Raw genomic sequence first — 22,890 nt, 5'->3', positions numbered from 1 at the left:
CGTCTCTCCTCTTCACGCGTTCTGCGGTGCCGCGTCGGCAATAATATCTGTCCAAAGCTCATCAAGCGCGGGCTCGGGGCTTTCCTTGGCGAATTCGGCACTGGCGTTCACCACATCCTTGATCTCTTTGTCGATCGCCTTGAGGTCCTCTTCGGTGGCATGACCGCCCGACACCAGCAGATCGCGCACATGCTCGATGGCGTCTTTTTCCTCGCGCATTTTCTGCACCTCTTCGCGGGTGCGATATTTGGCCGGGTCAGACATGGAATGGCCACGATAGCGGTAGGTCTTGATTTCTAGAATGTAGGGGCCCGCGCCCGAGCGGCAGTGCGCAACGGCCTTGTCGCCCGCCTCTTTCACAGCCAGCACGTCCATCCCGTCGACCGCTTCGCCGGGAATGCCAAAGGCCTGCCCGCGCGTGTAGATGTCAGGGCTAGAGGTTGATCGTTTCTGCGATGTGCCCATGGCGTATTGGTTGTTTTCGATCACGAAGATCACTGGCAATTGCCAAAGGGCGGCCATGTTGAAGGTCTCATAGACCTGTCCCTGATTGGCGGCACCATCTCCGAAATACGTGAAAGTCACACGATCATTTCCAAGGTATTTGTCGGCAAAGGCCAGACCGGCCCCGAGCGGCACGTTGGCACCCACGATGCCATGGCCACCATAGAACCGCTTTTCGGTCGAAAACATATGCATCGAGCCGCCCTTGCCGCGACTATAGCCCCCCTCGCGCCCGGTGAGTTCGGCCATCACACCGTTGGGGTCCATCCCGCAGGCCAGCATGTGCCCGTGATCGCGGTATGTGGTGATGCGGCGGTCGCCCTCTTCTGCGGCGGCCTCAAGTCCGACGACAACCGCCTCTTGTCCGATGTAGAGATGGCAGAAACCACCGATCAGACCCATGCCATAAAGCTGGCCCGCCTTTTCCTCGAATCGTCGAATGAGCAGCATATCGCGATAATACTGCTTGAGATCTTCGGCTGAGACGTTGGATTTCTTAGTGCTTTTCCGGGCAACCATGGGATGGCGACTCCTTGCTGGCGAATATAGTTTAGCATTAAACTATTTCATACACCAATCGCGTCGCGGTTGCGAGAGGGAATTTTACCTAGAGTAAGTCGTGCAGCACACCCCTGCCCAAATGCCGCAGCACGGACACCCTCATCCAGCAAAACAACAAAAGCCTCAGGCCTCAACTCCGCCCGGCATTCGGCGCGCAAGCGCGCAAAACTGCTCTAAACTCACAGTCTCGGCGCGATCCGTGGGTTTAATCCCCGCAGAGAGCAACCGATCCTCGATATCGGGGGCCGCCCCCTTGAGCGCTGCGCGCAGCATTTTGCGGCGCTGGTTGAAGGCGCGGGCGACCACGCGCTCCAATATCTTGGGGTCCGCGGGATAGCGTGGCTCGGGCAACGCGGTCAGATGCACCACGGCGCTCGACACCTTGGGTGGTGGGGTAAAGGCCCCCGGCGGCAGGTGCATCATTATGCGCGGCACAGCGCGCCATTGCGCCAAAAGGGCCAGACGCCCATAGGCCTTGCCCCCCGGCTGCGCCACGATGCGCTCTGCGACTTCGCGCTGAAACATCAAGGTAAGCGATTGCCAAAAGGGCGGCCATTCGGGCGGCGTCAGCCAGCGGATCAACAACTCCGTGCCCACATTATAGGGCAGGTTCGACACCACGCGAATAGGCGGCGTCAGATGTGCCAGAGGATCAAGATCAAGCGCGTCAGCATTTAGAACCGTCAGGCGGCCCGGCGCGGCATCGGCAATCTCTTGCAAGGCGGGCAGGCACCTCGAGTCCTTTTCGATCGCCAGTACATGTCGCGCCCCCTCCATCAAAAGCCCGCGAGTCAATCCGCCGGGTCCGGGGCCAATCTCCAGCACGTCGCAATCGCCAAGGTCCCCCGCCTGCCGCGCAATTTTCGAGGTGAGGTTCAGATCGAGCAGGAAATTCTGACCCAAGGATTTGCGGGCGGAAAGACCATGTGCCGCGATAACCTTGGCCAGTGGAGGAAGATCTTCAAGCGCTCTCATGCGCGGCGCGCCTCGCCCATGGTCTGCGCGAGCTTAAGGGCCTCAATCAACGAGGTGGGATTGGCCCGCCCCTGCCCCGCGATGTCCAGGGCTGTGCCGTGATCCGGCGAGGTGCGGATAAACGGCAGGCCAAGCGTAACATTCACGCCCCGGTCGAAATCCAGCGTTTTGATCGGAATGAGCGCCTGATCGTGATACATACAGACTGCGGCATCATACGTCGCGCGGGCGGAGGCGTGAAACATCGTATCCGCTGAGAGCGGCCCGCGCAGATCAAACCCTTGGGCGCGAAGGCGGCTGATCACTGGGGCAATAACCTCGATTTCCTCGCGCCCCATTTTGCCACCCTCACCAGCATGCGGATTGAGACCTGCAATGGCCAATCGCGGGGCACTCAGGCCGAAATCGCGGATCAACGCGGCATGGGTGATGCGGATCGTCTCTTCCAGCAGATCGGGCGTCAACGCCTGCGGCACGTCCTTGAGCGGTATGTGGATGGTCGTGGGCACGACGCGCAACTGATCCGAGGCCAGCATCATAACCACACGCCCGACACCCGCCAGATGCGCAAGAAACTCGGTATGACCCGGAAAGGCAAAACCTGCCCCGTCCTGTAGCGCCTGTTTGTGTATTGGCGCGGTGCAGAGCGCCGACGCCGCGCCGGATTGCACCAGATCGACACCGCGCGCGATCACGTCGATCACGCCACGCGCATGAGCAGGGTTGGGCGTGCCAAGCGTCAGCGGCCCATCAAACGCATGCGCCAAAACCGGCAACGCAGTGGCACAGGCGGCGGATGCCTCGGCGGGATCTGTAATTTGTGCGATAGGTGTTCCGGGTGGCAGATGCGCCGGATCACCAATCAAGAAGAACGGCAGGGCACCCCGCAGACGGTCCCATGCGGCGGCGGCAATTTCCGGACCGATGCCAGCCGGCTCGCCACAGCTGAGCGCGATGGGCGCGCTCACTTCTCGACGATCCGCGCCTCGGCGCGTAACTGTTCGAGATACCCATTGGCAAAGGACTCGATCCGCTGGTTGCGGATGAAATTCGACAGATCCTCAACCGAAGGTGCCTCTCCGTCAAGTTTCGGCGAGCGACCACAGAGCATCAGGAACACCAGTGTTTGCCCATTGGCGCGCGTCACGCTGGTCGAAGTTTCGCCGGGATCAAGCGAGGCGAGCGCGATGGCGATATCCTGCGGAATTTCCTCTGGGGCCTTCGATCCGCGCTCCAACACTTCAGGCGGCTGTCCATGCGCCACGCCGTAAAGGTCATCGCAGGTATCAACCGCTGCGCGCACCTGTGCCGCACGCTGCAACGCCGCCTCACTCCGCCCGCCGGGGATATAGTAGGCGGCATATTCGATGGCGGCATATTCCGGAGAGGGCACTGTCATTTCCTCGATATCGCGCATGTAAAAGAGCGCCAGAGCACCTTCTAGAGGCAACGGATCGGACACCTCGCCCGGGGCAAGCCCCAGCACGATTGGCCGCAACCCTGCGGGCAATTCAGACAACGCAACCCAATCCATGCGTCCCCCACGCGAGGACGAGGGTGCCGCGGAGTGACGGCGCGCGGCCTCTGCGAATGCGCCCTCGCTGGTGGATTCTGCAATAGACGCGGCCAAGGCCTGCTTGGCCTCTGCATCCTCAAGACTGGTTACCGGCAGGATGATTTCTGACAAAAGAACGCGCACTGCAGCGCCACCGGTCAGGGCGCGCGTTGCACGTTCCAGATCATCTTCGCTTACCGACACGCGCGCAGCAAACCGCGCGCGCGTCAGCTCGCGCCATGTGATCCCGGCGCGAACAAACTCTCGGAAGGATTCTTGCGACACGCCCGAATCTCCCAATGCCGCGATAAGCTGATCAGCGGTCATATTTGCCCGACCGGCAAATTCCTCCATCCCGTCCCGCACCAAATCCTCTTCGAGCACAAGACCCGAGGCTCTGGCGGCGTCAATCTTGATACGTTCCTCGATCAGCTGCTCCCGGGCCAGTCGCTGCGGGTCGCCGGGCGCGCGAAACAGCGTCAGAAGGCGCGCGCGTTGTTGCAGCTCGTAGCCGGTGATCGCCTGATCGTTCACATAGATTTGCGGCGAGAACAGGTTTTGCGCCTGCGCCATACCCCCGCTCAGGGGCCACACCAGCAAGCCCGTCACGGCAAGGGTCAGGGCGGCAATCAGGCGGCGAAAGATCGGTGTCATTCTGGTCAGTTCCTGCAGGTCCGGGTAAAGCTTCGGTCACGGGTCGCGGACGAGAACCCCGTAAACCCTACCGTAAAGCCGAAGTTGGTTTCCGGTTCAAGGATAGTCGAAGAGGTAAACCGGCGCGAGACCGAAAGCGTGATGTCCACGCATTCGTTGGAATATGTCAGCCCCGCCCCTGCACGCACGCTGCGCTCCGCCGCCGCGTCAAACCGCCACTCGGCATGGCCAGTCCAATGCTGAGCAAAGCGATAGCTGCCATCAATCGCCCATTCGGATACTTTCGCCGGTCGATTTTCAGCCGGATCAGCCGAGAGCCAGACATACGTGGCCGCAATATTGGTATCATCGTTGCGCCAACTGGCGCGGGCCTCTGCCTTGGTCGTGTCGAACATGGAATCAAACAAGCCTCGCGCCGTCACGGTCAAACCAGTGGCATTGCGGAACTGTCCCGCGATCAGCAAGTCCGAGGCACGGGCGCGCAACCCCGAGGATTTGGCAAAACTTGGGGTCAGACCATCCCTCTCCAGCAAACGCTCTTCGCGCCAGACCTGCCCGAGAGCAAGGCTTCCTTGCCAGCCCGCCGGATCAAACCGGGTATAGCTTACCCCATAGGCGGCACTATACCCACGTTCGCGCCGGTCAGGGGCATTGAACCGCGAGGGATTGAAAAGGTTGCCTTCGTCAAACTCGATCAGCGTCGCCTCGTCGAGGGGAATATCGGGGTTCGATCCACCGCTCCACGACAATTGCGCCACAGGCTCGATCACATGGGTGACGGCATGGCGCGTGGATTTGAGCAGCGGCCACCGAAGTTCAAGCGCGAGTGTGGGGGTCAGTTCGGTGGCCTGCGAGGCGGCCGTAATCCCCGCCTGCGAAATCTCGAAATGATCCAGGATGAGGCCGGTTTGGAAACTGGCAAGCACGCCTGCTGGCAGCGTCCAACCGCGATACCAGTCCAGCCGGGTGGTCAGCCGTGTTACATCGCGCCCGTCCGCAAAGCGGTCAAGCGTGGCCAGCGTGGAATCCGAGCTGCGGTAATGGCTGTGCAGTGCCGCGCCAAAGCGCAATTCGCCCCCGATCCGTGTGGGAAAGAACCGGCGCTCATATTCGGCATTGCCCGCCAACGTGGGCAGGGTTGCGTTGCTCTCGCCCACCCGTCGCGATTGAAAATGCGTGATCGCGCCACGGATATACTCATCCCGGCGCGCACGCTCGACCGACACCTCATTGATCAGGCGGTCCTTGTCGGAAAATCCATGGTCCAACAGAAACGTATCGTCGCTGGACAGCTCGACATTGAACCGCAGGATGAAATCGCGCGGCAGTTCGAACCGACCCGTACCAAACAGATATCCACGGGTTGGGTCGGGGCTGAAATCATCCTCGGCCACGGCACCGTTGAATTCAATTTCACCCTGTCGAAACGCCTGACGATAGCGGAATTCCAGCCGCTTGGAATTGGTCGCAAGGAACGGCGCCAGCGTCAGGTCGCGGCTATCGCCAATGGGGATGAAATAGGGAACGCGGATGCCCGTGCCCAAAAGCGAAGAGTTGACCAGCGACGGGGTCAGAAACCCACGCGCGCGATCAAGCGTCGGGTCCGGCAAGCGAAGACGCGGCAGATAGAGCACGGTGGTGTTCAGGATGCGGAACTGCGCGTTGTCAAAATAGAGCTGACGTTCTTGCTCATCATGGATCACCCGCTGCGCCCGGATCTGCCACAACGGCGGGCGGCCGTTGTCGCAAACCCGGCAAGAGGTCACGGCAGTCTTGTAAAGCTGGTTAAAGCGCGCATCGGTGCGGCGCATCTCCACGGCCGCCAATTGCAACTGATCCTGCATGACGATCCGCGCCCCACGCAGGATGCCATTGGTCAGGTCGCGGTCCAGCTCGGCGCTGTCGGCCACGACCAACGCGCCTTCGACATCCGTGAGCGTCAACGGTCCGGTAATCGCCAACTGGCCGGTGCCATGGTCATAGGTGATTTCGCGCGCAGTCAGACGGCGCCCCTGATAGAGCGCCTCGACATTGCCCGTTGCAATCAGGCGGTTGTCCGCCGTGAGGCGCACGTCATCTGCGACCAACACCGCCGGATCAGAGGGGGCATCCTGCGCGGCCAGCGGGCTTGCCAGCGAAAGCAGCAGAACAAGAAAGAGGCGTATTTGGCGGATCATCCATCCTCCAGATGCAGAAGGATGCCGAGACCGATAAACAGCGAGGCAACGGGCGGAGCCCAAGCCGCCAGCAAGATCGGCAATTGGCCATTCTCACCCAAGATATGCGCGAAATTGCGCACGTAATGCAGGCCGAACCCCAAAAGAACTGCCGTCAATACCGAAAGCCCGACATTGGCACCGCGCGTGTGCCCCATGGTCAGTGCCGCCGAAATCAACACAAGCGCCACCAGAAAGACTGGCTGCGCCAATTCGCTCTGGAACCATATGGCGTAACGTCGCGCAGAAAACCCAGCCTCTTCCAATTGATCAATGAACTTGGGCAACTCCCAAATCGGGATGTACTCCGGGCTGCCGAAACTGTCGAGAATTCGATCCTGGGTCAGATCAGAGGGCACGCTCAACTGCGCCTCTTGGCGGGCCATGGCCTCGGGATTGATGTTCTCGGCCAAATCCCAAATCTTGGCATCTTCGAGCAGCCATGCCCCGGTCTCAAGCCGTGCGGTGCTGGCGCTTATGCGGCGCAGAGGTTGGCCATCGGGGGCAAAGTCATAAAAGCTGGGGCCGTAAAGTGTGCTGAGATCGGAACTGGAACGGGCAGCATAGATCACCGTCTGGCCCGCCGTTCCCCCCTGCCGCAGCCACAGACCCTCTGACGCAATGGCAAGGTCAGAATATGTCTGACCCGAGTAGGTATTGACCAGATCGTGATGCCGTTTCGCAGTCGCCGCCACCAGCGGATTGCCTACCGCCAGCCCCAACAGGCCAATAGCCAGAGCCACCGCTGCCGGAGCAAGCAGACCGCGCAATGCAGACCGGCCAGAGGCGCGCAGCACCACCATCTCGGACGAGCGCGCCAACCGTAAGAAAAGCGCCACCGAGGCAAGAATCATCACCAATGGAATGATCTCGTAATAGGCTTCGGGCAGTTTCAACAGCACGATCCCCAAAACCTGACCAAAGGCCAATTCAGGGAAATCGCCCAACTCGTCCATCAGGTCGATCAGCCCCATGATCACGAGCATGGTGATCGTCACCCCCATGAAGCTCACAAAGAAACGTCGCCCGAAATAGCGCTCTAGGATCATGTCGGCACCTCCGCCGCAGGCCCCTTGCGCCGCAGCCGGTGCCACAGGCCCGGATAGCTGGCAAGCGCTAGGAGCAGCCCCGACAACGCCAGCCCGATCAGCGCCGGGAGATAAAGCAGCGGCCACAGCACAGCGCTGGCCAGAACCGGTGCCAGCACAAGGCTCTCGACGATCTTGAGACCCACCAAAAGACCAAAGGCCAGCAACACCTGACGCCAGACACCAAACCGGCTATGTGCCCCCACCAAGAGGGTGCAGAACCCAACCAAAGCCGCGATCACGCAGAGCAAAGCCGCCGTGATGCGGCCATGCATCTGGGCCATCACAGCCCCCATACTAACGCCCGTGCGCGCCGCGACCGCCTCGGGGTCGCGCAGCATCTCGAGCGTGCCCGCAAAGGCCACCTCGTCTAAATTGACCACATCGCGCCGAACAAGGCTGCTGATGTCATAGGAAAAATCGTCAAAATAGGTGGTAAAGAGCCGGTTTTGCTCGGCGCGAATATTCTGGGCCAATCCCGAGACCATGACCAGCCGTGTGCCGCCCCCCTCTTGCACCAGATAGGCGCGGGACGAGGTATAGGTCACAGGCGCTTCGGGATCACGCCGGTCAGACAGAAACACGTCGCGCAATTCGCCAGACAATGTGATCTCGCGAATATAGAAGGTCACGCCGGGGGCGGGATGCAGGAATTCGCCCTCGCTGAGCAATTTGGCCGTGATATTGCGCGAGACCTCATCTAGCCGCAGGCGCAGCTGGCTTAGGCTGCTGGGGATCAGGAAATGCGCCAAGAGCGACATCATCACCGCAACGATCACACCGAAGACAAACACCGGGCGGGCCAAGCGCAGAGGCGAATATCCAGTGGCCTGCATCACCGTCAGCTCGCTTTCGCTTGACAGGCGGTTGACCACGTAAACAGCGGCAGCAAAGGCCGCAATCGGCAGCACGACGCCGATCACCCCCGGCAGGGTCAATGCCGTGAATTCCACAAACACCCAAGCGGGCTGGCCATCCCCGATCAGCCGGTCGAACATGCGCACCGCCTTGTTGATCCAAAAGATCGAAACCAAAACGAGCGCAAAGAAACCGAACAAAACCATGAATTGCGACAGCATGTATCTGTCGAATCTGGTCACTCTTATCCCCCGTGGCAGCAGTATTGCCGGGCAACCTAGCGGAATTGATTGCGGGGGAAAACTGCTAACTGGTCATTGGCGACAAGCCGCGCTAGGTCTTGGCAAAGCCGAACCAAGGAGAGCCCTCGATGACCACCCCCCTGCACGTTGTCTTTGCCGAGACTGATCTAGAGGCGCTCGCCACAGCGCCCGGTCGGATCGCTGTGATCATTCCCCCCGAAGGCAAGCTTGACGCCGGTGCGCGAAAGATCAATCGCATGACGCGCGGCACGCTTGCGCGGCTGGTCGAGGCGGCCGCCCTGAACGACAAAAAACCTGGCGACGTGATCAGCATCAACTGGCCCTCCGGGATGGTGGCCGAGGCGATTGATGTGGTCATCCTTCCCCGCAGCGCCAGCCCCGCCGAGAGCCGCCGCGCAGGTGTGAACCTAAGCCGCCTCAAGGGGGACAAGCCGCTTTTGATCCTTGGATCGGCGTTGCGCCGTCCGGTCGATGTGCTGCTTGGCGTGCTGCTGCGGGCCTATGATTTCACCCCGCACAAATCGCAGCCCAAGAAAGACACCGCCCCGAAGGACCCCGGTGCCGTTACGCTGATGACCGGCAGGCCGGATGAAGTCAAAGCCGAAGCCGCGCCCACATTGGCCTTGGCCGAGGGGGTATTCTTTACCCGCGATCTGGTCAACGAGCCTGCCAATCACCTGACCACCACCGAATTCGCAAATCGCATCGCCGCGATGAAGGATCTGGGCCTCAAGATCACCATTCTTGAGGAAAAGGACATGGAGAAACTCGGTATGGGTGCGCTCTTGTCTGTGGGTCACGGGAGCGCCAGCCCGTCGAAACTGGCAGTAATGGAATGGCTGGGCGGGCCAAAGGGCGAGGCACCACTGGCCCTCATCGGCAAGGGCGTGGTGTTCGACACAGGTGGCATCAGCCTTAAACCCGCCGCTGGCATGGAAGAAATGACTATGGACATGGGCGGTGCCGGTGTTGTCGCAGGGGTCATGCGCACGCTGGCCCTTCGGCGCGCCAAGGCAAATGTCGTGGGCCTTGTGGGCATCGTAGAAAACATGCCCTCGGACCGCGCCACCCGTCCCGGCGACGTGGTGACGTCGATGAAGGGCGACACCATCGAGGTGATCAATACCGACGCCGAGGGGCGGCTCGTGCTGGCAGATGTGCTCTGGTATGCGCAAGAAACTTATAAGCCGCGCGGGATGATTGATCTGGCCACCCTCACAGGGGCCTGCATTGTGGCCTTGGGTCACGAGAATGCCGCTGTTCTCAGCAATGACGAAGGGCTCTGCAACGCCTTCCTGCGTGCCGCAAAGACAGAAGGCGAAGGCGCATGGCGTCTGCCGCTTGGGCCGGGCTATGCCGATATGATCAAGGGCCAGATCGCCGATATCAAGAACTCTGCCGGGCGGCCTGCGGGCACGATCACGGCAGCGGAATTCCTGCACCGCTTTGTGCAGGAGGGCATGCCGTGGGTACATCTTGATATCGCGGGGGTGGCCAGCGTCAAGGCGGACACGACCTACGCCCCAAAGGGCGCGACAGGCTGGGGCGTTCTGGCGCTCAACCGTCTGGTTGCGGATATGCTTGAGGAGAGTTGATGGGGGCCGTCTACTTCTATCACCTGACGCGTCAGCCACTTGAGGCGACATTGCCGATGTTGCTTGAGAAATCCTTGGGGGCTGGCTGGCGCGTGGTGGTGCGAGGAAGAGAGGCGGCGCGGCTTGTCTGGCTCGATGAACGGCTCTGGTTAGGGCCTGAGGATGGGTTTTTGCCGCATGGCGTGGCCGGTGGGGCGCATGATGCCGATCAGCCGGTTTTGCTGACGACAGACCACGCCCGACCCAATGGCGCAGCCTGCGTTATGGCGATCGACGGGGCAGACGTGAGCGGAGAGGAGGTGCAGTCACTGCAACGGGTCTGCATTCTCTTTGACGGGAATGACGACGCGGCCGTTCAAGTTGCGCGTGGACAATGGAAGGCGCTGACCGGCGCAGGCTGCGCCGCGCAATACTGGTCCGAGGCCGGCGGGCGATGGGAAAAGAAGGCCGAGGCCTAAACGGGCTAAGGTGTTGGGCTTAAGCGAAAACTCTGAGCAAGACGTCACGCGCGCCTCAGCGGATGACAATCTCGTCACTGCGCAACAGGCCCAAAACTTCACGCGCCTGCTGATCCAACAAATCAAGATCAAGATAGCCGTCCGAGAGCCGCCGGGTCAGGTTTTCCATCCGCGCCACCCGCACATTCAACGCGTCAAGCTGGGCCTGCAACTCGACGCTTTGTGCATCAATTTCGGCGCGACGGAATAGGCCGTAATCCCCTTGCACAGCCGCAAATGTAAAATACGCCCCTAGAAAAAAGGCGATCAGGAAAAAAATCAACAGGCCCCAAGGGCGGCTGCGGGGTGTCATACTCTGCTCTGCCTCTTCGATCCGCCTCGTGTCGGGCGTTGCAGGCATCATGCCACAGGCCCTGCGCTTTGTGAATCCCCTTTCGCCGCTGCGCGACCCCCACTAGCATACCCGCCAAAGGAGAGCGCGATGCAGGACAGCCCGCCTAAGGACATGCTTGGTACCCATGAGGTGACGAACCAACCCGCATCACGCGGTGATCTTGATCTTTGGGCAGACGATCCTGGCTTGCAGACCCATGCGACGGCAGCAGGCGCCGATCCCGAAACTCTGGCCGCCTACGGCGCACGGATCGGCACTGAAACCCTGCGTTCGGCAGGGCGCGCGGCCAACCGACACCCACCCGAACTGGTGCTTTTTGATGCGGGCGGGCGCAGGCTGGACGAGGTGCGGTTTCACCCCACGTATCATGATCTGATGCGCGTTGGTATCGGCGCGGGCTATGCGGCCATTCCGTGGGAGGGGGCCAAGGGCGGCCACGTGACCCATGCCGCGATGGTCTATCTGACCTCTCAGGTGGAACCCGGCGTGTGCTGTCCGATGACCATGACCTATGCCGCCGTGCCTGCCCTGCGCAGCGACAAGGCGCTTTTTGCAGATTGGGTGCCGAAGCTGACGGCACGCGCCTATGATCCGGGCGCAAAGCCGCTGGCGCGCAAACCGGGTGCCACACTGGGCATGGCAATGACCGAAAAGCAGGGCGGATCGGACATTCGTGCCAATGCCACCACCGCCACGCCCGAGGGCGCATTTTATCGTCTTTTCGGCCATAAATGGTTCTGCTCCGCGCCAATGTCAGACGGGTTTCTAACGCTGGCGCAAGCGCCAGAGGGGCTGACCTGCTTTCTGGTGCCGCGCTGGCTGGAGGGCGCGCGCAATGAGATCCAGATCCAAAGACTAAAGGATAAACTTGGCAATCGTGCCAATGCGTCTGCGGAAATTGAATATCACGGGGCCATCGCCTATCGGCTGGGCGACGAGGGCGCGGGGATATGTACCATTCTGGAAATGGTGCATCACACGCGGCTGGATACCGCCATGGCCCCGGCAGGGCTGATGCGCGCGGCACTGGATCACGCGCGGCATTGGGCGCACCATCGGTCCGTCTTTCAAAGGCAACTCATCGACCAGCCGCTGATGCGCGCCGTTCTGGCCGATCTCGCGCTTGATTGGGAGGGCACGCTGGCGCTTGGGCTTCATGTGGCGCGGGCATTTGACGGGCGCAGCCCGGCAGAGCGCGCCTTTGCGCGTCTTGGCGTGGCACTTGCGAAATTCCTCGGCAACAAGCTCTGCCCCGGTGTGGTCTATGAGGCCATGGAGGCCATGGGTGGCATGGGCTATATCGAAGATACGCCCCTGCCCCTTTTGTACCGCGAAGCCCCGCTCAATTCGATCTGGGAAGGGTCGGCCAATGTCATCTGCCTTGATATCCTGCGCACCCTGCGCAAAGAGCCGCTTGCAGGCGAGGTTCTGACTGCGGAGTTGGCCAGCGTCGCCGGGCAGGACCGCCGGTTTGACGCCGCGCTGAAAGCGCATATGCAAACCTTTCCCAAGCTGCCCGAAGAGGCACAGGCCCGTTGGTATGCCGAGAGCCTCGCCACGCTTCTGACCGCTTCAGTCCTGATGCGGCATGCCCCTGATGCGGTGGCGCAGGGCTATATCGCGACACGTCTCAGCGATCCGCGCGGACGTGTGGCCGGGGCGATTGGCACGCTCGACACAGGCCCCATTCTGGCGCGGCTGGGGCAAGCGCATCATTAAATTCTTTTTTCTGAATATGTTTGATCCAAATCAAGGTCGGGCGCAATGCGGGCACCCTAGGGTGTGCGTGTGAAACACAGATTCAGAATTCATCTTTGCTAGAAAAGAGGACATCATGCGCAAAATCATCACCGCGGCGACGCTTGGTCTGGCCGCCCTCACAAGCCCTGTCATGGCCGAGGACGCAAAGCAGATGGTCACGATCCTGACCAGTGCAGAACCCCAAACGCAGCTGATGGGCATGGTTCTGACGATGCAGACGATGCAGGCCGGGGCAAGCTCTTATGTGCTGCTCTGCGGCCCTGCTGGCGATCTGGCCCTCAAGGATGCCCCCGCCAGTGCCACCGCGCCGCAAGCGCCGATGGGGATGAGCCCACAGGGCCTGATGCAAAAGATCATGGAGACCGGGGCAACGATTGAGGTCTGCGCCATATACCTGCCCAACAAGGGCGTGGATGAGACCGCTTTGCTAGACGGGATCACCGCCGCGAAACCACCTGCCGTGGCTGCGCGCCTCTTGGCAGAGGAGACGCGGATCATGTCCTTCTGAGGGATGATCTGCGGGGCCGCCTCACATTCCCGCCCGGTGTAATCGGTGAATTGGTCCTGAACGGGACGCGTTTGCGAGGCGGTCCACCATAGTCGATAACGTCGGCATCTTGCCGACGTCACGCCGCCTCGCCATCGGTGAATTGCAACCGCGCGAGCCGCGCATAGAGGCCATTCTCAGCGACAAGGCTGTCATGCGTGCCCTGCGCGACAATGCGGCCCTGATCCATCACCACAATGCGGTCGGCCTTTTTTACCGTCGCCAGACGATGGGCCACGATAATCGTGGTGCGGGTGCGCGCCATCGCTTCTACCGCTGACTGCACCGCGCGTTCGCTCTCGGCATCAAGCGCCGATGTCGCCTCGTCCAGCAACAGAACTGGCGCATCTCGCAGAATAGCGCGGGCAATGGCGATGCGCTGTTTCTGCCCACCGGACAGCATCACACCACGCTCGCCCACATAAGTGTCATAGCCGTCCGGCAAGCGGCAAATGAAATCATGCGCATTGGCTGCGTGCGCCGCGGCCTCGATCTCGGCGTCGGTCGCATCTAGTCGGCCAAATCGGATGTTGTCGCGTGCCGAGGCGGCAAAGATCACCGGGTCCTGCGGCACCAAGGCCAGATCACGACGAAATTCGTGCCGCGCCATATCGGCAAGCGACACGCCATCGAGCGTGATTCGCCCTGCATCCGGATCATAGAAGCGCTGGATCAACTGAATGACGCTGGTCTTACCCGCCCCAGAGGGACCGACAAGAGCGACCGTTTCGCCGGGACGGATCGTCAGGCTCACGTGATCCAGTGCAGGGATGCCGGGGCGCGATGGATAGGCGAATTGCACATCCTCAAAGGCGATCTCACCCCGCACCGGGCGTGGCACAGGGGATGGTCGGGCGGGATCGCGCACCGGATCTTCGGCTTGCAACAGCTCGACCAGACGCTCGGTTGCACCTGCCGCGCGCTGCAATTCGCCCCAGATTTCCGAGAGCGCCGCAACCGCCCCTGCGACCATCACCGCGTAGATGACAAATTGCACCAAACTACCTGCGGTCATGCCCCCTGCGCGCACATCGCGTGCGCCGATCCAAAGCACGCCCACAATCCCTGTAAAAACGAGAAAGATCACGATCACGGTCATCAGCGCGCGGGTATTGACCCGGCGGCGTGCGGCGTCATGGCTGCGTTCGGTCACATCACCAAATCGCGCGCGGCTCTCGCGCTCATGGGTGAAAGCCTGCACCGTCTGCACAGACAAAAGCGCCTCTGACGCATTGCCCGAACTCTGCGCGATCCAGTCTTGGTTCTCGCGGCTGAGCACGCGCATCCGTCGGCCAAGCGTTAGAATGGGCACGATGACGAGGGGTACGATCAACAGAACTAGACCCGTCAGCTTGGCTGAGGTCAGCATCATCAACCCCATGCCCCCGATCAGGATCAGCAAATTTCGCAGCGCGATCGACACCGAAGAGCCAATCACTGACAGGATCAGCGTGGTATCTGTCGTGATCCTGCTCAGAACCTCGCCCGTCATCAGCCGCTCGAAAAAGGCTGGGCTCATGCCGATCACGCGGTCAAACACGGCCTTGCGAATATCGGCGACGACGCGCTCGCCCAACCGGGTCACCAGCAGATACCGCAACCCGGTGCCTACCGCCAAAAGCGCCGCGATCAGCACGGCCGCCGCGAAATACTGGTCAAGGATAGCGCCGTTCTCAGCGCTGAAATTATCCACCACCCGGCGCACTGCCAGTGGCAGCATCAAGGCCACGCTTGCGGTGATGACCAACGCCAGAACCGCGGCAGTCAGCAGTTTACGATAGGGGCGCAAGAATGGCCACAGTTCAGCCAACGCGCCCACATGTTTCGATTTCTCGCGATCCAGCAGATCAGCCCCGTTTTCGGCCCTGCGCACCATAGATTTTTATTCCTCATCCTTTGGCCAAGGTTCTTGGCGGGCGATGAGGCCGTGGTCAAGGGGACAGATCAGCCACAAGGGCCATGGTAGGGGGAATTTGGTGGAGCGGGCGGCGGGAATCGAACCCGCGTCTCTTGCTTGGAAGGCAAGGGTCTTACCATTACACAACGCCCGCGCTCTTGCGCTAGTTAGTAGAGGCGCGCCCAAGGGTCAAGCCCGGCTGTCCGGACTTTTGCCACGACGCGTCTTGACCAAAAGCGCGCCCAAACGCTGATGCACGCGCTGAATAGTCGCACTGAGCGGAACCCGTCGCGAGTCGGCGAATTTGGCCAAGCCGGGCGCGCATATCTTTACTTGAAGCGCCCGCGCAATGGCTGCAAAGTTGACCGGCGGGGGCCTTGGGATGGTCGACGCGCTCAATCCAACACCTAGGGAGCCCCGTTATGGCCATTCCTGATACCCTTGCTGCCCGGCTGATTGAGACTGTAAAAGGTCATGAGTTGAACGGTAGTTTCTTGATGCTTGGGCGGCAGCGCTGGATCGGGTCAAGGCGCGGTGCGTCATCGCGGGTGTTTGCGCAAGCGTTGGCAGACCACTTGCCGGGCCTGAGCGAGGCCGATCTGGTTCCCGAAGGTGCAACCTATTCCGAACCCTTCTTCGAGAAACTCGGTTTTGCCTCGGTCGATTCCATGGATTACTCGGATTTTGAAAAGGCCAGTATCATTCAAGACCTCAGCGCCGAATTGCCCAAGAAACTGGAGCGCAAATTCGACGTGATCTATGACGGCGGCACCTGCGAGCATATCTTTGATTTGCCCACCGCCTATCGCAATATTCACAAGATGCTGAAACCCGGTGGCGTGCTGATAGGGCACAGCCCCTGCAACAACTGGGTCAATCATTCATTTTACCAGATCAACCCCGAGATGGTCTATGGCTTTTGGGAGGCGACACTGGGCTATGAGGTGCTGCATTGCGCATTGCAACCGATCAAGCCTGCGCATGCCCGAAAGGTGGTGACAACCACCAATCCCAATGTGACCGGCAAGCGCCCGCGTCTGTCGGGATCATTGGCAGAGGGCGGGATCATCCTCGATTATGCGGTGCGCAAGCCGAAGCGCTCAACAAAATCAGCAGACAAGGTGTATCAATCCGATTACGTCAACCGCTGGACCGCGCCAGATCAAGAGAGCACAGAAGACGCCGCCTGAGGCGTGAAAGCGTTTCGGGTTGCGGCGATCTTGGGCTAGGCTGATCCTGTCTCAGTGACAAGGGATACGCCAGATGACAGATACGAATGCGCCTCTCCCCGACCTGCGCGACCTGCCTTTTGACATAGACCTGCGCCGCCTCAATCTGGGCGTCGGCTATGTGGCGCTTGGTCTGCCTGGATCACTTGGGCTGGTGTCCCTGCTGACCAACACCTGCTTCAACGCCTCGATCAGCCACTATTACTTCAGCCGGATCGGCGGGGATATCCTTGTGGGCGCACTCAGCTTTATCGGCCTGTTGCTCATGTTCTTTTACAGTTTTCGTGCGCCGGGGCGCGAGGGGTGCTTGGGCTGGCATTGGTATGATGTGGTACTACTAAAACTGGCCGGGGTGGCCGCCGTCATCGTGGCCTTCGTGCCGACCACCGGATCAGGGTGCACCTATTCCGGCGAGGTGGCGCGTGTGTTCCTGACCAATGCCAGCGGCTCAGAGGGGTTTCACCCGCCGGGCGGCACGGTCGCGGGCACGATCAGCTATGATTTTTGGGCCAGCTTTGCCGCCCTCGGTGCAGATGTGCCAACCGTTCTCAAAATGATGCATTTCGGCGCGGCGGGGGTGATGTTTTTGGTGCTTGGGTATTTCTCAGCCTATGTCTTTACCCGTGAAAATTCCACCGCCGCGCGCCTTGCTGGCAATCGCAAGGACCGGCGCAATCTGTGGTATCGCACGCTTGGGCGCATCATTTTTGCCGTGGTGGGCGTGCTGGCGATCAAGGCCGCGCTGCTTGAGATGATCCTGCCTCTTGGCCTTGCTCAGAGCATCGAGGCCATCTGGGACAGTCTCCGCCTAACCTTTTTGTTTGAATCCCTCGGCCTATGCGCCTTTGGCCTCAGTTGGATGATCAAAGGGCGGTTCATCGCAGCCTTCGAGGATGCCGCCGCCCGCCCTCAGCCTCGCGCTGCGTAAAGCGCCACAGCCGCCGCGTTGGACACGTTGAGCGAGCCGAAATCGCTGGCGAACTCGATCCGCACCAAGGCATCGCACACCTCGCGCGTCCTCTCGCGCAGCCCCGGCCCCTCGGCGCCGAGCACAAGGGCAACCGGACGGTCACGCTTGCCCTCAAGAGCGGCCTCAATGGTCAGTTCCGCCTCACCGGCCAGCCCCAGCACCGTATAGCCCATGGCCTGCAACTCGATGATCGCATCGGCCAGATTGCGCACTCTGAGGTAAGGCTGGCGTTCGAGCGCGCCGCTGGCGGTCTTGGCAAGCGCCCCGGTTTCGGGTGCGGCGTGATGGCGGGGGGCAATTACTGCCCGCGCGCCAAATACTTCGGCAGAGCGCAGAATCGCACCCACGTTGTGCGGGTCTGTGACCCGATCCAAAAGCACCACGCGGGGCGCGGTGCGACCATCCCCCAAACAGACCTCAGCCATCGGGCCCCAATCCAGCGGCTTGACTTCTAGCGCGGCACCCTGATGCACCGAACCGGGATCAAGCGGCGCGTTGAACTTGCGCGGATCGACCTCTTCGGGTGTTATGCCGCTTGCAGCAATCGCCGCCTCCAGCTTGTCAGCGGCGTTTTTCGTCACGATCAGCCGCAGTTTTTCGCGGGCCGGGTTTTCCAGCGCATCACGCACCGCATGCAAACCAAACAGCCACACAGTCTCAGAGGCTGCCGCCCGCTTGGCCTGTTCCTTGTCGATCACCCAACGGGGTTTTTTCATGGCTGTAAGGCCCCTCTTTTCCGGCCCGTGACAATGCGACGGGCGGCCACTGCTTGCAAGCGATTTTCCGGTTGACGCAGCATCCGGCCACTAGTAATCAGCCCCCCACGTCCGGCGCGCAAGTGCTGGGAAAGTGGGCGACAGGCCGCAAGGTGTGGCAGGGGACTGTAACTCCCTCGCGGAGACGCACGCCAGGTTCGATTCCTGGGTCGCCCACCACTTTCCCTCTTAATTTCAAGGGATCACGGGCCCGCCTCTGTGCAGAGCATTGGCGCCTTTATGTGCTATTGCGTTGACGTCGCGCCTGATGTCCCTAACTTCTGACAAGCGGAGACAGCGCGGCGTGCCCTCTGCCGATCAAGATCAAGGTAAGAGGCGAGACCGATGTGCCAGATATGCTGCCCTTCCCCTTCAAACAGCCACGACGAAATTGATTGCTGCCTCTGCGGCGCCCCCACTACTCAAGCGGCCTTTGCCCGGATCGAGGCAGACCTCAACCGCCGCGCTATGTTGGGTGGTCTGGCGGCGGTGGTGGGTCTTTATGCGGGGTTTGGTCTGGCGTCAAAACCGGCTCGGGCACAGGCCCCCGGTCGCCCGCTGCTCTTGACCAACCTGCGCTATTTCAACGGCCATGACCTCTCTCTGATCCAAGGCCGCGAGATCTTGATCGACGGCGGGCGGATCACCGGCCTGCCCGCCGCCGGACAGGGACCGACGGAGGCTGAGCGCATTGACTGTGGTGGTCGGGCGGTCATTCCGGGCCTGATCGACGCACATTGGCATAGCACGCTGGTCGGTGTGACCCAACTGCAGGCCATGACAGCCGACATTGGTTTTGTGCATCTGATGGCCGGGCGCGAGGCAGGGGCCACGCTCTTGCGCGGCTTCACAACCGTGCGCGACACCGGCGGCCCGGCTTTTGGCCTCAAGCTGGCCATTGATCGCGGTGCTTTGCCCGGACCGCGCATTCTTGCGTCGGGCGCGATGATTTCGCAAACCTCGGGGCATGGCGATTTCCGCATGACTTCGGAACTTCCCCGCGCCGACGGCGATCTGAGCTATAGTGAGCGGGTCGGCGTGGTGGCCATCGCAGACGGGCGCGCCGAGGTGCTGCGCCGCACCCGCGAACAATTGATGAAGGGCGCAAGCCAAATCAAGATCATGGCCGGCGGCGGTGTCACCTCGCTTTATGATCCGCTCGAAAGCCTGCAATTCACCGAAGACGAAATGCGCGCCGCCGTCGAGGCCGCAGAAGATTGGGGCACCTATGTTTGCGCCCATGTCTATACGCCCAAAGGTATCCAGCGCGCCCTGCGGGCTGGGGTGAAATCCATTGAACACGGTCAGTTAGCGGATCTTGAGACGGTTCGCCTGATGCGCGACATGGGCGCGTGGTGGTCGATCCAGCCCTTTTTGGCCGATGAGGATTCCAACCCAAGCAGCGATCCAAGACAGAACGCCAAGCGGCAGGAAGTGTCGGTAGGCACCGTGCAGGCCTTTGAAATGGGCCGCACTGTGGGGGTCAACATGGCCTTTGGCACCGACATCCTGATGAACCCCACAGGGGCCAGCAGTCAGGGGCGGCAATTGGCCAAGCAGACCCGCTTCATGCCCCCGCTCGAGGCGTTGCGCATGGCGACAGGGGCGGCGGGCGATCTGCTGGCGCTCTCTGGGGAACGCAGCGGCTATGACGGACAACTTGGTGTCATCGCAGAAGGGGCGATGGCCGATCTTCTGGTGGTCGAGAGCGATCCCGAGGCAGGGCTTGACTGGCTTGATACGCCCGAGCAAAGCCTTGCAATGATCGTCAAGGGCGGTGCGGTCGTGAAGGATCAACTCTGATGTTTGCGCGGTTCGCAGCCCTGTTGACGATACTCAGCCTCGCGCCGCCTGCACATGCGCAAGACTGGAACGCCCAGATCACGCCCTATGCATGGGGGACCGGCATTGGTGGGACGATCACACCCCGTGCAGGCGGCCCGTCATTGCGCTTTGACAAAGGGCTGTCAGACGTTCTCGAAGATCTCGATACGGCGTTCTTTCTCACGGGGTATGCCCGCTATCAGCGTTTGGTGGTGATGGGCGACCTGTCCCATTCGGCAAGTTCGCGACGCGGAACCGTGCCGTTGCCACCCCCTGCCCCCGGCCTGCCCGCGCGTGGCCGGATCGAGCAATCCTCGCTGACGCTTACCGCAGGATATCGGGCGCTTACGACGCCTGATGCCATGGTTGATTTCATGGCAGGCCTGCGCCACTGGCAGGTTGAAGGACGCGCCACCACGCCGGTGCCGGGGCTTGCCGCCGGGATCGACGTGAGCTTTACCGATCCGATCCTCGCCGCGCGGACCAATCTGCGGCTCACGGACCGCTGGTCCTTTATCGGTTACGTCGATGTCGGTGGCTTTGGGGCGGGCTCAGACATGACATCTCAGCTTGTCGGCACGCTCAACTGGCAGGCCAGTGACCGGCTCTGGCTCTCGGCAGGATACCGGCATCTTTACGTCGATTATAGCAAGAATGGTCGAAAGTTTGACGCGACATTCTCTGGCCCACTTGCGGGATTAACCCTGCGCTTTTGACACGCAGCGCGCGCTGACCTGCGATAACCGCTTTATCTGTGCGGTGGAAAACCCCATAGTGAGTGTGGCAGTCAGGCAGGATCACGACAAGAATGGCCCCCAAGACAAAGGTCCCCGAGACAGAGGTGCCTCAGACCTACAATATCCTGATCGTCGGTCAGGCCGGTCGGTTGCAATACGAGGCTATTCTCTTTGCAGCGTCACTGCGCGCCACCTCACCCGGCTTTGCGGGGCGTCTTTTTGTGGCAGAGCCGCAGCCCGGGCCGCTCTGGGGCGACGATCCACGCATCAAGGACGAGGACAGCCGCGCGCTCTTGACTGATCTCGGCGCGGAATTCGTGGCCTTTGAAAGCCGCCATTTCGGCGCAGCCTATCCCTATGGCAACAAGATCGAGGCGCTGTTCGCGCTGCCCAAGGGCGAGCCCTTTGTGTTCTTCGACACCGACACGCTGATCTGCGGCGATCTTGCCTCTGTTCCCTTCGATTTCAGCCGCCCCACAGCCTCTTTGCGCCGCGAAGGCACATGGCCGCAGATCGAGCTTTATGGCCCAACCCATACCCAGATCTGGAAATCGCTCTACGACAAGTTCGGCCTCACTTTCGAAACCTCTCTCGATCAGGGCCAGCCAGAGGGCTATTGGCAACGCTATCTCTATTTCAACGCAGGCTTTTTTTTCTATCGCTGCCCGCATGTCTTTGGCCGACGCTTTCTCGACTATGCGCTCAGCATACGCGATGACGGGCCGCGCGAATTACTCCTGCAATCCCTCGATCCTTGGCTCGATCAGGTGGCACTGCCCTTGGTGATCCATTCGCTTGGAGGCGGGCGGGACACGCTGCCACCCGACCTGCTGGATGGTCAGATCAGTTGTCACTATCGGTTTTTGCCGCTGCTTTATGCACGCGAGGCCGATCATGTGGTCGAAGTTCTGCAAGAGGTGACGGCCCCCAACAAGATCAAGCGCGTGCTGAAGAATTACGAACCTGCGAAGCGGATGATCTATCAGGGCCGTGGAATGAAGGTGCGCGCGCTTTTTGACCAAAACGATCTGCCCCGTCGCGAGCAAGTGATCCGCAATACCATCAAGCGCAACGGGTTCTGGATGCGCTAAGGCAGATCCACGCACCGCCTTGGCTCAGGGCAAAACCTGCAACCAGATCCAAGCCGTAACGATCGTCAAGCCAGTGGACAAAAGAACGCTCGAGGCCGCCACACGCTTGGCGTGACCATAGATATTGGCAAAGACATAGGCGTTGACCCCCGGTGCCATAGCCGCCGTCACCACCGCCGAGCGCACGCCCTCAACCGGCAGCCCGATCCCCAGACCAAGGCCAAAGGTGATCGCCGGATGCGCCACCAATGAGATCAGGCAGACATAGAGGATCACCCGCAAATCGCCTTCGGGACGGTATTGCACCAGCACGCCCCCCAGACCAAAGAGCGCCGCCGGCAGCGCCGCGCGCGCCATAAGATCAAGCCCATCCTCCACCGGCGCAGGCAGAACCAAACCCGACAGGTTGACAACAAACCCTGCCGCGACGCCCATGATCAGCGTGTTGGAAAACATCGCCTTGAGCACTTTGACAACAACCTTCGGCCCCGCCGTTCCGCGCGCCTTGACGATTTCCATCACGGTGATGCCCAGACCGTAGCAAAACGGCGAGTGCACAGCGATGATGGCGAAATTGGCGGCCAAGGCATCCGCCCCATAGGCACGTTCCATGATCGGCAGGCCCAAAAGCAGCGAGTTGGAGAAGAGGCAGCAAAAGCCGATAGCGACGGCATCCTCCCATGTCCGGCCAAAGATCAGCCTTGCGCCCAAAAGACCAAGAGCAAAGCCGGAACTCGCCCCGACGTAGAAACTGAGCAAGAGCCGCCAATCGAAACTCTGCCCCAGATCGAGGCGCGAAATGGCCGTAAACAGCAAACAGGGAATGGCGAATTTCTGGGTAAAGCTCATCAGGCCATCCACGCCCGCCTGACTGAACCAGCGCCGCCAAACCGCGAGATAGCCAAAGCCGATCACCAGAAAGACCGGCAGGATGATTTCAAACAGCGCCTGCATCGCG

20 protein-coding genes and 2 tRNA genes are annotated in these 22,890 nt (G+C 61.0%); 10 read left to right on the top strand and 12 right to left on the bottom strand.

Going from position 1 to position 22,890, the window contains the following annotated elements; genetic code table 11:
* Positions 1-12 precede the first annotated feature (12 nt).
* The 7 genes from pdhA to lptF form a co-directional block, all read right to left on the bottom strand.
* Positions 13-1,023, bottom strand: a complete 1,011-nt coding sequence (gene pdhA / locus RAK1035_RS11435; RefSeq protein ID WP_008280147.1) for a pyruvate dehydrogenase (acetyl-transferring) E1 component subunit alpha — start codon at positions 1,021-1,023, stop codon at positions 13-15.
* Positions 1,024-1,188: 165 nt separating this feature from the next.
* A complete protein-coding gene (gene rsmA / locus RAK1035_RS11430) occupies positions 1,189-2,040 on the bottom strand; it encodes a 16S rRNA (adenine(1518)-N(6)/adenine(1519)-N(6))-dimethyltransferase RsmA (protein WP_008280146.1) in 852 nt (283 codons plus the stop codon).
* The gene (pdxA, locus tag RAK1035_RS11425) at positions 2,037-3,008 is read right to left on the bottom strand and encodes a 4-hydroxythreonine-4-phosphate dehydrogenase PdxA (protein WP_008280145.1); all 972 of its coding nucleotides are present in this window, start codon (positions 3,006-3,008) and stop codon (positions 2,037-2,039) included. Before pdxA ends, rsmA begins: the two co-directional genes overlap by 4 nt.
* Complete coding sequence (locus RAK1035_RS11420) at positions 3,005-4,249, bottom strand: peptidylprolyl isomerase (protein WP_008280144.1); 1,245 nt, start codon at positions 4,247-4,249, stop codon at positions 3,005-3,007. Before RAK1035_RS11420 ends, pdxA begins: the two co-directional genes overlap by 4 nt.
* Positions 4,250-4,254: 5 nt before the next feature.
* Entirely contained in the window at positions 4,255-6,426 is a 2,172-nt protein-coding gene (locus RAK1035_RS11415) for an LPS-assembly protein LptD (RefSeq protein WP_008280143.1), read from the bottom strand.
* Positions 6,423-7,514, bottom strand: coding sequence for an LPS export ABC transporter permease LptG (gene lptG, locus RAK1035_RS11410; protein WP_037297185.1), 1,092 nt, complete (start codon positions 7,512-7,514; stop codon positions 6,423-6,425). The genes RAK1035_RS11415 and lptG overlap by 4 nt, the downstream gene beginning before the upstream one ends.
* Complete coding sequence (lptF, locus tag RAK1035_RS11405; protein WP_008280141.1) at positions 7,511-8,632, bottom strand: LPS export ABC transporter permease LptF; 1,122 nt, start codon at positions 8,630-8,632, stop codon at positions 7,511-7,513. The genes lptG and lptF overlap by 4 nt, the downstream gene beginning before the upstream one ends.
* A 149-nt stretch (positions 8,633-8,781) precedes the next feature.
* Here lptF and RAK1035_RS11400 point away from each other — a divergent pair, with 149 nt between their 5' ends.
* Together RAK1035_RS11400 and RAK1035_RS11395 are read left to right on the top strand one after the other, a co-directional pair.
* Entirely contained in the window at positions 8,782-10,269 is a 1,488-nt protein-coding gene (locus RAK1035_RS11400; RefSeq protein WP_008280140.1) for a leucyl aminopeptidase, read from the top strand.
* Positions 10,269-10,727: a DNA polymerase III subunit chi gene (locus tag RAK1035_RS11395; protein WP_008280139.1), complete on the top strand. Its 459-nt coding sequence runs from the start codon at positions 10,269-10,271 to the stop codon at positions 10,725-10,727. The genes RAK1035_RS11400 and RAK1035_RS11395 overlap by 1 nt, the downstream gene beginning before the upstream one ends.
* A 55-nt stretch (positions 10,728-10,782) precedes the next feature.
* Here RAK1035_RS11395 and RAK1035_RS11390 read toward each other — a convergent pair whose 3' ends face one another.
* Complete coding sequence (locus RAK1035_RS11390) at positions 10,783-11,079, bottom strand: FtsB family cell division protein (RefSeq protein ID WP_037297359.1); 297 nt, start codon at positions 11,077-11,079, stop codon at positions 10,783-10,785.
* Positions 11,080-11,208: 129 nt separating this feature from the next.
* Between RAK1035_RS11390 and RAK1035_RS11385 the strand changes: the two genes are divergently transcribed.
* Both RAK1035_RS11385 and RAK1035_RS11380 read left to right on the top strand, forming a co-directional pair.
* Positions 11,209-12,840, top strand: coding sequence for an acyl-CoA dehydrogenase family protein (locus RAK1035_RS11385; RefSeq protein WP_008280137.1), 1,632 nt, complete (start codon positions 11,209-11,211; stop codon positions 12,838-12,840).
* 115 nt (positions 12,841-12,955) lie between these two features.
* Positions 12,956-13,390, top strand: coding sequence for a hypothetical protein (locus RAK1035_RS11380; RefSeq protein ID WP_008280136.1), 435 nt, complete (start codon positions 12,956-12,958; stop codon positions 13,388-13,390).
* A gap of 118 nt (positions 13,391-13,508) precedes the next feature.
* Here RAK1035_RS11380 and RAK1035_RS11375 read toward each other — a convergent pair whose 3' ends face one another.
* Positions 13,509-15,305, bottom strand: a complete 1,797-nt coding sequence (locus tag RAK1035_RS11375) for an ABC transporter transmembrane domain-containing protein (RefSeq protein WP_008280135.1) — start codon at positions 15,303-15,305, stop codon at positions 13,509-13,511.
* Positions 15,306-15,406: 101 nt separating this feature from the next.
* Positions 15,407-15,480, bottom strand: a tRNA-Gly gene (locus RAK1035_RS11370).
* Positions 15,481-15,748: 268 nt separating this feature from the next.
* Here RAK1035_RS11370 and RAK1035_RS11365 point away from each other — a divergent pair.
* The gene (locus tag RAK1035_RS11365; protein WP_008280134.1) at positions 15,749-16,516 is read left to right on the top strand and encodes a class I SAM-dependent methyltransferase; all 768 of its coding nucleotides are present in this window, start codon (positions 15,749-15,751) and stop codon (positions 16,514-16,516) included.
* 73 nt (positions 16,517-16,589) lie between these two features.
* Entirely contained in the window at positions 16,590-17,483 is an 894-nt protein-coding gene (locus RAK1035_RS11360; RefSeq protein WP_008280133.1) for a hypothetical protein, read from the top strand.
* Here the strand turns inward: RAK1035_RS11360 and rlmB are convergent.
* Positions 17,465-18,241, bottom strand: a complete 777-nt coding sequence (gene rlmB / locus RAK1035_RS11355; protein WP_008280132.1) for a 23S rRNA (guanosine(2251)-2'-O)-methyltransferase RlmB — start codon at positions 18,239-18,241, stop codon at positions 17,465-17,467. The two genes, RAK1035_RS11360 and rlmB, sit on opposite strands and share 19 nt — an antisense overlap.
* 135 nt (positions 18,242-18,376) lie before the next feature.
* Here rlmB and RAK1035_RS20220 point away from each other — a divergent pair.
* The 4 genes from RAK1035_RS20220 (at position 18,377) to RAK1035_RS11340 (ending at position 21,932) form a co-directional block, all read left to right on the top strand.
* Positions 18,377-18,460: transfer RNA gene (locus RAK1035_RS20220), tRNA-Tyr, on the top strand.
* 165 nt (positions 18,461-18,625) lie between these two features.
* Positions 18,626-20,083 carry a metal-dependent hydrolase family protein gene (locus RAK1035_RS11350; RefSeq protein WP_037297182.1) on the top strand — a complete coding sequence of 486 codons (1,458 nt, stop codon included), beginning with the start codon at positions 18,626-18,628 and terminating at the stop codon, positions 20,081-20,083.
* Complete coding sequence (locus tag RAK1035_RS11345) at positions 20,083-20,820, top strand: hypothetical protein (protein ID WP_008280130.1); 738 nt, start codon at positions 20,083-20,085, stop codon at positions 20,818-20,820. The genes RAK1035_RS11350 and RAK1035_RS11345 overlap by 1 nt, the downstream gene beginning before the upstream one ends.
* A 92-nt stretch (positions 20,821-20,912) precedes the next feature.
* Positions 20,913-21,932, top strand: coding sequence for a hypothetical protein (locus tag RAK1035_RS11340; protein WP_008280129.1), 1,020 nt, complete (start codon positions 20,913-20,915; stop codon positions 21,930-21,932).
* 24 nt (positions 21,933-21,956) lie between these two features.
* Here the strand turns inward: RAK1035_RS11340 and RAK1035_RS11335 are convergent, their stop codons facing one another.
* Complete coding sequence (locus RAK1035_RS11335; RefSeq protein ID WP_008280128.1) at positions 21,957-22,886, bottom strand: AEC family transporter; 930 nt, start codon at positions 22,884-22,886, stop codon at positions 21,957-21,959.
* Positions 22,887-22,890: the final 4 nt, after the last annotated feature.

It is taken from the genome of Roseovarius sp. AK1035 (genome assembly GCF_003288315.1).
Classification (GTDB): domain Bacteria; phylum Pseudomonadota; class Alphaproteobacteria; order Rhodobacterales; family Rhodobacteraceae; genus Roseovarius; species Roseovarius mucosus_A.
The sequence above is the reverse complement of the archived record's forward strand: the minus strand, read 5'-3'. Positions and strand labels throughout refer to the sequence as shown.